This window comes from Vibrio sp. QJM3NY_39 (assembly GCF_057785895.1).
Map to the genome: position 1 here is coordinate 918,924 of NZ_CM173505.1, position 12,849 is coordinate 931,772.

Genomic DNA, 12,849 nt, shown 5'->3' on the forward strand with positions numbered 1-12,849 from the left:
ACCGCAGCAAACGTGAAAACTACTGGTTAAGGGAAAATATGCACAACGGCGTGATGAAGGCATGGCTCGAGTCTTCACACTTGGCTGGCGCCAATGCAACGTACGTAGAAGAACTCTATGAACTGTATCTAAGTGACCCCGATTCGGTAAGTGACGAATGGAGAAGTGTTTTTGAAGAATTGCCTGTGCAAGCTTCAGAAGCAGTGGAACAACCACACTCTCGTGTTCGTGAATACTTCCGTCGACTCGCTCAAGAAACAAAGCATTACAGTGTCCAAGTTAGTGATCCAGATGTCGATGCGAAACAAGTAAAGGTTCTGCAACTTATTAATGCCTATCGATTCCGAGGGCATCAATCAGCAAATCTAGACCCCCTAGGTTTATGGGAAAGAGATACAGTCGCTGAACTGGATCCTTCTTTCCACACTCTTACCGAAGATGACCTCAATGAGACGTTTAACGTCGGCTCTTACGCCATTGGCCAAGAGACGATGGTGCTTCGAGATTTGTACAAATCTTTAAAGCAAACTTATTGTGGTTCGATTGGTGCTGAATACATGCACATGACTAACACAGAGCAAAAGCGTTGGATCCAACAACGTTTAGAGTCTGTTTCTGGTCAACCCTCTTTCGATAAAGAAGAAAAGCAAGCTTTCCTAGAAGAGCTAACTGCTGCTGAAGGTCTTGAGCGCTATCTTGGTGCTAAATTCCCAGGCGCAAAACGCTTCTCGTTGGAAGGTGGTGATGCGTTGATCCCAATGACGAAGGAAATTATTCGTCATGCAGGTGGACAAGGCATGCGTGAAGTTGTTGTTGGTATGGCTCACCGTGGTCGTCTAAACATGCTGGTCAATGTGCTTGGTAAAAAGCCACAAGACCTGTTTGACGAGTTTGCGGGCAAGCACAGCGATGACTCGTGGGGTACTGGTGATGTTAAATATCATCAAGGTTTCTCTGCAGATTTCGCGACACCAGGTGGCAACGTTCACTTAGCACTAGCATTTAACCCATCTCACTTAGAAATCGTAAACCCGGTAGTTATCGGTTCAGTACGTGCTCGCCAAGATCGTCTAGACGATAAAGATGGTAGCCGCGTACTTCCAATTACTATCCATGGTGATTCAGCTATCGCTGGCCAGGGTGTAGTACAAGAGACGTTCAACATGTCTCAAGCTCGTGGTTTCTGTGTTGGTGGTACGGTTCGTATCGTTGTAAATAACCAAGTTGGTTTTACAACGTCTAACCCTCGCGATACTCGTTCTACGATGTACTGTACCGATATCGCGAAGATGGTTCAGGCTCCGATTTTCCACGTTAACTCTGATGATCCAGAAGCTGTCGCTTTCGTAGCGCGTCTTGCATTAGATTACCGTAATACGTTTAAGCGTGATGTTGTTATTGATTTGGTTTGTTACCGTCGCCACGGTCACAATGAAGCCGATGAGCCGAATGCAACGCAGCCTTTGATGTACCAAAAAATCAAGAAGCATCCAACGCCACGTAAGCTTTATGCTGACGTGCTAATGGAACGCGGTGAGTTTGGTATTGATACGGCAACTCAACTCGTTAACGAATATCGTGATGCACTTGATCACGGTGAAGTTGTGGTTAAAGAGTGGCGCCCAATGGCACTTCACTCAGTGGACTGGTCACCTTACCTAGGTCACGACTGGAACATCGAATGGGACAACAAGATTGACATCGAGCGCCTGAAAGAGCTTGGTAGCAAACTTTGCCAATACCCAGACAGCCATAAGCTGCAAAGCCGAGTAAACAAACTTTACAACGATCGTACTGCCATGGTGAATGGTGAGAAACAAGTCGATTGGGGTATGGCCGAGACTCTGGCTTACGCAACACTTGTTGATGACGGTAAGCGTATTCGTATCTCAGGCCAAGATTCAGGTCGTGGTACGTTCTTCCACCGTCACTCAGTACTGCACAATCAATCAGATGCAAGCACGTATGTTCCTCTTGCGAACATTCATGATAAACAAGGGCCATTCCAAGTATTTGACTCTGTGTTATCTGAAGAAGCGGTACTCGCATTTGAGTATGGTTATGCAACGGCAGAACCAAGCGGTCTAACCCTTTGGGAAGCGCAATTTGGTGATTTCGCAAACGGTGCACAAGTTGTAATCGATCAATTCATTTCGTCAGGTGAGCAAAAGTGGGCACGTTTATGTGGTCTAACTATGCTGCTTCCTCACGGCTATGAAGGCCAAGGCCCAGAGCACTCATCTGCACGTCTTGAACGTTACCTTCAATTATGTGCTGAACAAAACATGCAGGTTGTTGTTCCTTCAACACCGGCACAGGTTTATCACATGATTCGCCGTCAGGTTGTTCGACCAATGCGTCGTCCACTGATCGTAATGTCACCTAAGTCATTGCTTCGTCACCCTCTATGTACGTCTTCTATGGAAGATTTAGCAGAAGGTACGTTCCAACCAGCTATCGCAGAAATTGATGATCTGGCTCCTGAGAACGTAAAACGCGTCGTGTTCTGTTCAGGTAAGGTTTACTTTGACCTGCTTGATCAAAGACGTAAGAACGAGCAAGACGATGTCGCTATTGTACGTATTGAGCAACTTTACCCGTTCCCTTACGAGGACGTGAGAGCTGCAATCGCACAGTACACAAATGTAGTCGATTACGTTTGGTGTCAAGAAGAGCCACAAAACCAAGGTGCTTGGTACAGTAGCCAACATAATTTCCGAGCTGCTATCCCAGTGGGTGCTGATATTCAATATGCAGGTCGTCCTGCATCAGCATCACCAGCTGTTGGCTATATGTCGGTACACTTGAAACAACAAAAAGCGTTAGTTGACGACGCTTTGACCCTACTTAAGAACTAGAAGTAAAAGGAAAATACGCACATGACAATTGAAATTCTGGTTCCAGATTTACCTGAATCTGTGGCTGATGCAACAGTGGCGACTTGGCACAAAAAACCAGGCGAAGCCGTTGCACGTGATGAAGTCATTGTAGACATCGAAACAGATAAAGTAGTTCTAGAAGTACCGGCTCCTGAAGCGGGTGTTCTGGAAGCTATCCTAGAAGAAGAGGGTGCTACGGTACTTTCTAAGCAGCTTCTTGCAAAGATCAAACCTGGTGCTGTCGCTGGTGAACCAACGAAAGATACCACTGAAGATACAGAAGCTTCTCCTGATAAGCGCCACAAAGCGGCATTGACAGAAGAAAGCAACGACGCACTAAGCCCTGCTGTTCGTCGTCTTCTTGCAGAACACAGCCTACAACCAGCTGACGTCAAAGGCACTGGTGTTGGTGGTCGTATTACTCGTGAAGACATCGACGCACACCTAGCAGCAGCGAAAGCGGCTCCGGCAGCAGCATCTGCACCTGCAGTTGAAGCGCCAGCAGCGGCTCGTAGCCAAAAGCGCGTGCCAATGACTCGCCTACGTAAGACAGTTGCAAACCGTCTTCTAGAAGCGAAGAACAGCACAGCGATGCTGACTACTTTCAATGAAGTGAACATGAAGCCAATCATGGACCTTCGTAAGCAGTACAAAGACCAATTCGAGAAGCGTCACGATACGCGTCTTGGTTTCATGTCTTTCTATGTGAAAGCAGTAACAGAAGCGCTGAAGCGTTTCCCTGAAGTTAACGCTTCAATTGATGGTACAGATATCATTTACCACAACTACTTCGATATTAGCATGGCGGTATCTACGCCACGTGGTCTAGTGACTCCAGTACTGAAAGACTGTGACACACTAGGTTTTGCTGAAATCGAAAAAGGCATCAAAGAGCTAGCAATCAAAGGCCGTGACGGCAAGCTAACAGTTGATGAGCTGATGGGCGGTAACTTCACTATCACAAACGGTGGTGTATTTGGTTCTCTAATGTCTACGCCAATCATCAACCCGCCTCAAGCGGCAATTTTGGGTATGCATAAAATCCAAGATCGTCCAATGGCTGTTGATGGCAAGGTAGAAATTCTACCAATGATGTACCTAGCGCTTTCTTACGATCACCGTCTAATCGATGGCCGTGAATCAGTTGGCTTCCTAGTGACAATCAAAGAGCTTCTAGAAGATCCTGCACGTCTGCTATTAGACGTTTAGTATCTCTAAAACGTCTAGTTAACCCCGTTAGCTAGACGTAAAAAGTTTCAAAGGCTAGGCTGCTCAACGTCTGGCCTTCACTTGAACTGTAAAGCCATTAGAAAATGGACAGCAGTTGATTTGAGAAGACCCTACAGACGTACCACAGGAAACTGTGTCGTTATGGAAATAATAATCCCTTAAGGGAAAATAAACGGAATATCAAAATGAATTTGCATGAATACCAAGCCAAACAGCTGTTTGCAGAATTCGGTTTGCCTGTACCTGAAGGTTTCGCGTGTGACACAGCACAAGAAGCTTTCGAAGCTGCAGGCCGTATTAGTACAGCCAAGAAAGTTGTTAAGTGTCAAGTACACGCTGGTGGTCGCGGTAAAGCGGGCGGCGTAGAGCTACATGACACTAAAGAAGGCGTTAAAGAGTTTGCACAAAAGTGGCTAGGTAAAAACCTAGTGACTTACCAAACAGACGCTAATGGTCAGCCTGTAACAAAGATCCTAGTTGAAGAAGCATCGAACATTGCTAACGAGCTTTACCTAGGTGCTGTTGTTGACCGTGCAACGCGCAAAATTGTATTCATGGCGTCAACTGAAGGCGGTGTGGACATTGAGAAAATCGCTGAAGAAACTCCAGAGTTGATTCACCAATCTGCGATCGATCCTCTAGTTGGCCCTCAAGCTTACCAAGGCCGTGAATTGGCATTCAAACTTGGCCTAGCTGGCGATCAAATTAAACAGTTCGTTAAGATCTTCATGGGTCTTGGTGAAATGTTCGCTCAGTACGACCTAGCTCTACTAGAAATTAACCCGCTTGTTATTACAAATGAAGGTAACCTTCTTTGTCTAGACGGCAAGATCAACATTGACTCAAACGCAATGTACCGTCAGCCAAAGCTTCGTGAAATGCACGATCCTTCACAAGAAGACGAGCGCGAAGCGCACGCAGCTCAGTGGGAACTGAACTACGTAGCACTTGATGGCAACGTTGGCTGTATGGTTAACGGTGCAGGCCTTGCTATGGGTACGATGGATATCGTAAACCTACACGGCGGCAAGCCAGCAAACTTCCTTGATGTAGGCGGCGGCGCAACAAAAGAGCGTGTAGCTGAAGCATTCAAGATCATCCTTTCTGATGACAATGTTAAAGCAGTACTAGTAAACATCTTCGGTGGCATCGTTCGTTGTGACATGATCGCTGAAGGTATTATTGGTGCAGTTAAAGAAGTTGGCGTAACAGTTCCTGTCGTTGTTCGTCTAGAAGGTACAAACGCAGACCTAGGTCGCGAAGTACTTGCTAATTCTGATGTTGATATCATTGCTGCTGTATCTCTAACAGATGCTGCACAGAAAGTTGTTGCTGCTGCGGAGGCTAAATAATGTCTGTATTAATTAACAAAGACACTAAAGTAATCTGTCAGGGTTTCACTGGCGGTCAAGGTACATTCCACTCAGACCAAGCTATCGCATACGGTACGCAAATGGTTGGTGGTGTTTCACCTGGTAAAGGTGGTCAAACTCACCTAGGCCTTCCAGTATTCAATACAGTACGTGAAGCAGTAGAAGTAACTGGCGCAACAGCAACAGTTATCTACGTACCAGCACCTTTCTGTAAAGATGCAATCCTAGAAGCAATTGATGCAGGTATCGAACTGATCGTAACGATCACTGAAGGTATCCCTACTACAGATATGATCGACGTTAAAGTGAAGCTAGAAGAAACTGGCGTTCGCATGATCGGTCCTAACTGTCCAGGTCTTATCACTCCAGACGAGTGTAAGATTGGTATCATGCCTGGTCATATCCATAAGAAGGGTAAAGTAGGTATCGTATCTCGTTCAGGTACTCTGACGTACGAAGCAGTTAAGCAAACAACAGATGAAGGCTTTGGTCAGTCTACATGTGTTGGTATCGGTGGTGACCCTATCCCAGGTTCAAACTTCATTGATATCCTAAAACTTTTCCAAGAAGACCCAGAGACTGAAGCAATCGTAATGATTGGTGAGATCGGTGGTACTGCGGAAGAAGAAGCTGCTGAGTTCATCAAAGCAAACGTAACTAAGCCAGTTGTATCTTACATCGCTGGTGTTACTGCTCCTCCGGGTAAACGTATGGGCCACGCTGGCGCAATCATCTCTGGCGGTAAAGGTACTGCTGAAGATAAATTCGCAGCACTAGAAGCAGCAGGCGTTAAGACTGTTAAGTCTCTTGCTGACATCGGTAAAGGCCTACGTGAAATCACGGGTTGGTAATCAGCTGGCTTTTATCTAACGAGATAGAAGCTAACTGAACGATATAAGAAAGGCTTGGTCATTGACCAAGCCTTTTTCTTTTGTGACCGATTTTTTTGTAAACGGTTCTTTTATAAACGACTGCCGCGTTAACTGTTGTGTTGTTAAAAGCCAGAATGAATCCCGACTTTTCACTTTAGGCGCGGGTTCTGTACATTTGAGATAGCATAAACATTGCCGCAGCACTGATAACAACAGAAGGGCCGGCTGGCGTGTCATAGAACCAAGACAAGCTCAACCCTCCGAACACAGCGATAGAACCAATTACAGAGGCGAGGAATGCCATTTGTTCGGGTGTATTGGCGAATTTCCTTGCCGTTGCTGCTGGGATTATCAGCAATGACGTCATGATCAATGCACCAACAAATTTCATACCGACCGCAATCACGATACCAACCAGCAACATCAGGATTAGGCGCATTAAGTCAATGTTGATGCCATCTACTGCTGCAAGATCTTCATTTACTGTCGTTGATAGCAGTGGTCGCCAAAATATCGCAAGCACTAAACCAATCACTGCAGCACCCGCGTAGATGAACACCAAATCTGTTGGAGACACCGCAAGCAAGTCACCAAATAGGTAACTCATTAGATCGACACGAACATTGTCTAAGAAGCTGACAGCAACAAGGCCTAAAGAGAGTGCACTGTGCGCCAATATACCGAGTAGGGTATCGGTCGCGACTAGCTTTTGTTTTTGTAAAGTCACTAGCAACACGGCCAGCATCAAACAACAAATCAGCAGCGCGAAATACAAGTTAATGTTGAACAGAAAGCCAAGTGCTAAGCCCATCAAAGAAGCGTGAGCAAGCGTGTCACCAAAGTAAGCCATCTTGCGCCATACTACGAACGACCCTAATGGGCCTGCAATTAGCGCAATACCCAAACCCGCCAAAATAGAGGGAAGAAGAAACTCAAGCATTAGTGATGTCCGTGTTTATGGTTTGAACATTCATGCACGTCGCCTTCGACAGGCTGGCCTGCAAGATCATGATGGTGATGTTCGTGTTGGTGATGATAAAACGCTAGTGTTTCTTGGGTCGCGGTGCCAAAGAGCGCAATATACGAAGGGTGGTGTTTGATGTCTGCAGGTGCGCCTGAGCAACAGATATGGTGGTGCAAGCAGATAACATCGTCTGTTTTGGCCATCACTAAATGCAGGTCATGTGAAACCATAAATACGGCACAACCAAAACGGTGACGAATGGTGTCAATTAGGTCATACAAGTCAATTTGTCCTTGTACATCAACGCCTTGAGCAGGTTCATCAAGAACCAGTAGGTCTGGTCTTCTTAGCAGTGAACGAGCAATCAGCACACGTTGGTTTTCACCGCCAGATAGCTGGTGCATGTTACTCTTTTGCAGATGTTCAGCACCAACGAGCTTCAATGCTTCAAGGATCTCTTGCTGACTGAACTTGCCAGTGAGCTTTAGAAAACGTTCTACATTAAGCGGTAGTGAATCATTAAGCTTTAATTTTTGTGGTACATAGCCAATTTTCAGTTTTTTAGCTTTTGTTATTGTGCCTGAAAATTTGGTTTGTAAACCCAGTACCACTTTTACTAATGTCGACTTTCCTGCACCGTTTGGCCCAATGAGGGTGGTGATTCTGCCGCGCTCTATATTTAGAGAGATGTTGTCTAGAACTTTTCGACCGTCAAACTCGACGCTCACAGAATCTAGTTGGATTAAGTTATCCATGAATAGAACTCATTTGCAATTCGCTAATGTTATAATGTAACATTTACCTCAAGCCTAAGCTACTTTTCTATTATCGAGGGATTATGTCACGTTCATCTTTTATACTTGCTACTTTGCTTTTAGCGCCAAGTGTCGCAAGTGCCAATACTATTCTAACAAGCTTTAAACCGATTCAAATGATTGTGACAGAATTAACGCAAGGCGTTAGTGAGCCGGATGTGTTGATGAACAGCAATGCTTCGCCGCATGATTATGCGCTTAAGCCATCGGATGTCAAAAAAGTTCATAGTGCCGATATGGTTATCTGGTTCGGCCCTGACCTAGAAGCCTTTTTGACTAAGGTGATTGGTTCAAAAGAAAATGTTATCAAGATCAGTGAGATTCCTGGAATCAACTTGAGAGAGTTTGGGCATGAAGACCACGATGCTCATGAAGGACATCATCATGGTAGCCATGACCCGCATTTTTGGTTGGGCATCGACCAAGTTGAAGTCGCGGCAAAATATATCTCAGCTAAGTTGATTGAATCTGACCCTGATAACGCAATGGCGTATCAAGAGAACCTAGACTCATTCTTGATTGCTTTGAAAGAAAAGAAGCAGTCAATTAATGAACAACTTGCGCCAGTGAAAGACAAAGGTTACTACGTATTCCATGATGCGTACGGCTACTTCGAACAGGAGTTTGAGTTAAATAACTTAGGTCACTTTACCGTGAGCCCAGAGCGCAAGCCGGGTGCAAAAAGCTTGATAGCTATCAAGAAAACCTTGGTGCGTGAAAATGTTCAATGTGTATTTGCAGAGCCTCAATTTACACCAGCTGTGATCGAATCGGTGACTCGTGGAAGCAATGCTAAGCAAGGGCAACTTGATCCTGTTGGTTCACAGGTTGAAGTGAAGAGTGGAAGTTATTTCGATTTTCTTCAGCAACTTACAGACAGCTACACAAGCTGCTTGAGTGCTAAGTAATCAATAACCAATATTCCTAACGACACTTTGCTCTCGTTAATTTATGAATCATGCCGCTTTTTGCGGCATTTTCGTGACCGCTAAGATAAAACCTCTCAACAAATAGCAAACCTCCTTTCTCCTTTGTTAATTTCCGCTAAAATAGAAAGATAATAATAAGCACAAAAAAACTGGATTTTTGGTTAAGCAGCGAATAAGACGTTGTGGACACCATAATTTCATGTGTTATTGCTGTTCAGGATGAAAAGTTGTATCGAATTATCTTCAGAATGTTCATGTTAATGAGCATTTCATTTAGCGTTCTCGCGGTAAATACATCACCCTCCGTTTTCTACCCTTTGCCCGTTCAAGCGCAAGGGAATTTTCTTGCGGCTAAAAACTTGTACTTAGGTGCCGGTGGCGGGCTATGGGTTCATGATGTCCATGGAAAAGTACTCTTTTATGATGGCCGAACCCTATTCCCTAGAAAGGGTAGCCTTCTGCAATTTTCTTCAGAAAGAGTCGCGTTTCTTAACGATGAGTTTTGGACATTTTTTGATAATGAGGTGTACCGACATAATCCGGGGATTGGCAATGAACTTGCGTTTAGTTTAAGCCCGGGTGCTGAGATCACGAATATAGGCTCATCCGGTGATTATATTTGGGTCACAGATGGCAGTAATTTTTATACATACAACACTCAATCTTTAGAATTTACCACCTACTCACTACTCAAACTGTATCGATACAACAATAGCAGTGATATTGCGATTAACGATGCGGAGTGGGTGTTGTCAAAATGGGTACTCGCGACCAGTTCTGGTGCTTACCTTTCCGAGGCGCAAGAGTTTACTCACATCACTGCATCAGATAAGCACCATATTGAGACGGTTTATTTTTCTAATGCTAGACGAGAGTTAGTGATCGGCACTTTAAATGGGGCGGTGATTGTTGATCTCGCGAATCCAGATAAAGAGAACAAAATAAAAGGGTCGCACGTTCTCTCGCTTGCTGAAACTTCAGACCAATATTGGATTGGCACAGAGCATGGACTCATTAGTTACAACTTCATTACGGGTCAAATTACACGATTCGAACAAGCCGCTAACCAAGATTTCTCGTTACCGGGAGAGAAAATATATTCGTTAATCAACGACCATGCTGGTGGGATGTGGGTTGCGACAAATAACGGCATCCGATATTTCTCACTGTTCAGTAAGACATTCTCAAGAACGCCATTAACGGGTATGGGGATGCACTCAAGTAGTGTCGTGATAAACAAAGTACAGCCGGTTAGTGAACAATTATCTTGGGTTGCTTCCTCACTGGGCCTCTATTTGGTCGATGCTCAAAGCAAAGAGAATCCAATTCGTGTTTATTCCAACTCGGTACAGGACTTTGAGATCTTTGGTTCTTCCATTTGGTTGGCTACTGAAGAAGGTATTATTAGTTTTAATACCAATACGTTAGAGCCTGAAGAGCTCGGTTTACCAAGGTCTATCAAGGGGGTACACGTTGAGAACTTTGCGCTTCAAGCTGATAACGTACTTTGGATAACATCGGGGCAAAACCTCTATTCGTTATCTATCGAAACCATGAAGCTGACGGGGTACGGTACTGACTGGTTAGTTGATAAGTTTTTGCCAGCAAAAATAACGGCTCTCAATATAGGGTTACAAGGTCGTATATATATAGGCACTGACCACGGCTTTTACTCTTTTATTGATAAACGAATTAGCTTTAGTCGCTCAAGCGAACGATTTGGCAAAGTGGTCGATATTGAAAAAGCGAAGGATGGGGCTCAATGGTTTGCGAGCAGTTATGGCGTGTATCGAATCCCTTATGACAGCTCTATTATTCAAGAGGTCACGCTTGTTGAAGACAATATTAGCCCAAATTGCCTAATAAGCGATGACAATGGTGTGTGGTTAGGTTCTTCGAAAGGTATCAGCTATTACGGACTGGATGGGCAACTGCATAAACATATCGGTTCACCATTTGGCTTGATCACTAATGAACTGGCGGCAGGGGCATGCGACTTGTTTGACAGCGAAGGCAGCCAATCTACGAGGCTTATTTTTGGATCAAAGTATGGCGTAGTCAGTGCGTTATCTGATGAGTTATTGGTATCAACAACACCCCATAGTCGAGCATTATTGAGTAAGATCAGTGTTGATCAGCAAACCGTATCACTAGGTGGTAAGACAGCTGATTTGGATGAGATCCCTTATGGTTCATCTATGAGTTTTAAGTTGGGTATTCTACCTGCGACGTTTGCCCCTGCGATGGAGTATCGCCTGAACGACGATGAACCTTGGAGTGAATTTGAAGGAGGTTTGTTAACGCTCGATCATCTTCTTCCTGGGGACTATACACTGGAAGTTAAACCCGTTAAGGACTCGCATTATCGCTTTGTGTCAACGAATCAAAGCTTCTCAATCGCTGAGCCTTGGTATCTGACCAATTGGGCTGCCGCAAGCTCTCTGGTGCTGTTGATTGGTGTCGTGACTATCTTGGTCTTTTGGCGTTCGCGTTATGTCACTTTTGCTAATAGACACCTAAAAGCGCAAGTTGCATTAAAAACCGATCAACTGAGGCACCAAAGTCGCATTCTGTTGACGACCAATCAACAGCTTAAAAAGCAGCTATCAGTTAAGAGTGCGCTTGTGTCGCACACAGCAAATGAACTCTCATCTGAAGTTAATCATATTGCAGCGATGCTCCCGAATTGGAATGAGAAAGGCAAGTCGCCAATCTTAACGCTGAAAAATGGCTTGGCTCAATTGAGCAATACACCTCAAGGAGAAGGGAAGGTCAGTTACGATATAATTTTGATCTTAGAAGCGGTACTCAAAGCTTGGCAAGATGATTTAGCCAAAGCGGGTATTGAACTGGATATCAGAGTTGATACCAAACAACGATACGTATCCTTACTGTATTTTAATCTCGATATTATTTTCAACAACTTGGTTGCGAGCATCATCAAGAGAAACTTTAAGTCACAAAGCATGGTGGTTCTGGTTGAAGAAGTGAAGGAGCATCTTGTCGTTACGATTCGAGATCATGGGATGCCTTTTCCTAAATTGGCATCAAGCATGAGTGACAACACCGGAAAATCGACTGATCTAAATATCGAAAAATTACCTCTATTGATGAATCAGAGTGGTGGTGAACTGAACGCGTTTGTTTCTGACTATCAAAATAAGGTTCAGCTTTCGTGGCCGATTGAATATCAAGTGCTGGATAATCTGGAAGCCAGCACAATTGAGCAGATAGAAACCATTAAACTTGCCGCTTCAACGCCAGAGCAACAAAGGTTGAGTGCTGAACAAGAGTGGAAAAACAGAGTGTCGCAGCTTGTGAGCGAAAACTACGCCGATGCAGAGTTCAGTACTACAACTGCTGCTAAGTACTTGTTCATGTCAGAGAGAAGCTTACAGAGACGCTTTAAATCGGCTTATAACAAGACCTTTAAAGAGCACTTGAATGAAGTGCGTTTAGAGCATGCGTGCGAGCGGTTACTTGCGGGAGAGAAGATCTCAGACGTCGCGTTTGATTCTGGTTTTAATGACCCTTCCTATTTCAGTCAGAGGTTTAAGCACCATTTTGGTATGTCGCCATCTAAGTTTGCTGAAAACAGCGAAGAGTAGTGAGCTGCGGATTTACTCTACTTCCACATAGATAAAGATACTCTAAGCCTCGACATTCGTGTTGGGGCTTTTTTATGCTTCTACGAGATACGAGATACGAGATACGAGATACGAGATACGAGATAGAGAGCTGTGGGGCGTTTAAAAGGCTGTTGGGATAAAACAAAAGGAAGAAAAAA

At 44.5% G+C, this 12,849-nt stretch carries 8 protein-coding genes; 6 read left to right on the plus strand and 2 right to left on the minus strand.

Translation table 11 applies throughout. The features are described 5' to 3' along the window. The first annotated feature begins 38 nt into the window (after nt 1–38). The 4 genes from sucA to sucD all read left to right on the plus strand — a co-directional run bounded on the left by sucA (nt 39) and on the right by sucD (nt 6,333). Nucleotides 39–2,858 (plus strand): 2-oxoglutarate dehydrogenase E1 component, encoded by a 2,820-nt coding sequence (gene sucA, locus AC3CHU_RS04295; RefSeq protein WP_017079473.1) that lies wholly within the window; start codon nt 39–41, stop codon nt 2,856–2,858. Between the two features lie 21 nt (nt 2,859–2,879). Beyond that, a complete protein-coding gene (gene odhB, locus AC3CHU_RS04300; RefSeq protein WP_488525130.1) occupies nt 2,880–4,088 on the plus strand; it encodes a 2-oxoglutarate dehydrogenase complex dihydrolipoyllysine-residue succinyltransferase in 1,209 nt (402 codons plus the stop codon). Nucleotides 4,089–4,294: 206 nt separating this feature from the next. Beyond that, nucleotides 4,295–5,461 carry an ADP-forming succinate--CoA ligase subunit beta gene (sucC, locus tag AC3CHU_RS04305; protein ID WP_004734210.1) on the plus strand — a complete coding sequence of 389 codons (1,167 nt, stop codon included), beginning with the start codon at nt 4,295–4,297 and terminating at the stop codon, nt 5,459–5,461. Continuing rightward, nucleotides 5,461–6,333, plus strand: a complete 873-nt coding sequence (sucD, locus tag AC3CHU_RS04310; RefSeq protein ID WP_004734209.1) for a succinate--CoA ligase subunit alpha — start codon at nt 5,461–5,463, stop codon at nt 6,331–6,333. The genes sucC and sucD overlap by 1 nt, the downstream gene beginning before the upstream one ends. A gap of 175 nt (nt 6,334–6,508) precedes the next feature. Here the strand turns inward: sucD and znuB are convergent, their stop codons facing one another. Together znuB and znuC are read right to left on the minus strand one after the other, a co-directional pair. Beyond that, nucleotides 6,509–7,294, minus strand: a complete 786-nt coding sequence (gene znuB, locus AC3CHU_RS04315; protein WP_004734208.1) for a zinc ABC transporter permease subunit ZnuB — start codon at nt 7,292–7,294, stop codon at nt 6,509–6,511. After that, nucleotides 7,294–8,073, minus strand: coding sequence for a zinc ABC transporter ATP-binding protein ZnuC (gene znuC / locus AC3CHU_RS04320; RefSeq protein WP_004734207.1), 780 nt, complete (start codon nt 8,071–8,073; stop codon nt 7,294–7,296). The genes znuB and znuC overlap by 1 nt, the downstream gene beginning before the upstream one ends. An 83-nt stretch (nt 8,074–8,156) precedes the next feature. Between znuC and znuA the strand changes: the two genes are divergently transcribed. Further along, nucleotides 8,157–9,041: a zinc ABC transporter substrate-binding protein ZnuA gene (gene znuA, locus AC3CHU_RS04325; RefSeq protein ID WP_017079474.1), complete on the plus strand. Its 885-nt coding sequence runs from the start codon at nt 8,157–8,159 to the stop codon at nt 9,039–9,041. A gap of 269 nt (nt 9,042–9,310) precedes the next feature. Then, nucleotides 9,311–12,670: a helix-turn-helix domain-containing protein gene (locus AC3CHU_RS04330; RefSeq protein ID WP_488525469.1), complete on the plus strand. Its 3,360-nt coding sequence runs from the start codon at nt 9,311–9,313 to the stop codon at nt 12,668–12,670. The last annotated feature ends 179 nt before the right edge of the window (nt 12,671–12,849 follow it).

Bases quoted from the DNA above. Each gene is read 5' to 3' on its own strand.
- sucA (WP_017079473.1), top strand. From the start codon at position 39: ATGCACAACGGCGTGATGAAGGCATGGCTCGAGTCTTCACACTTGGCT.
- odhB (WP_488525130.1), top strand. From the start codon at position 2,880: ATGACAATTGAAATTCTGGTTCCAGATTTACCTGAATCTGTGGCTGAT.
- sucC (WP_004734210.1), top strand. From the start codon at position 4,295: ATGAATTTGCATGAATACCAAGCCAAACAGCTGTTTGCAGAATTCGGT.
- sucD (WP_004734209.1), top strand. From the start codon at position 5,461: ATGTCTGTATTAATTAACAAAGACACTAAAGTAATCTGTCAGGGTTTC.
- znuB (WP_004734208.1), bottom strand. From the start codon at position 7,294: ATGCTTGAGTTTCTTCTTCCCTCTATTTTGGCGGGTTTGGGTATTGCG.
- znuC (WP_004734207.1), bottom strand. From the start codon at position 8,073: ATGGATAACTTAATCCAACTAGATTCTGTGAGCGTCGAGTTTGACGGT.
- znuA (WP_017079474.1), top strand. From the start codon at position 8,157: ATGTCACGTTCATCTTTTATACTTGCTACTTTGCTTTTAGCGCCAAGT.
- AC3CHU_RS04330 (WP_488525469.1), top strand. From the start codon at position 9,311: ATGTTCATGTTAATGAGCATTTCATTTAGCGTTCTCGCGGTAAATACA.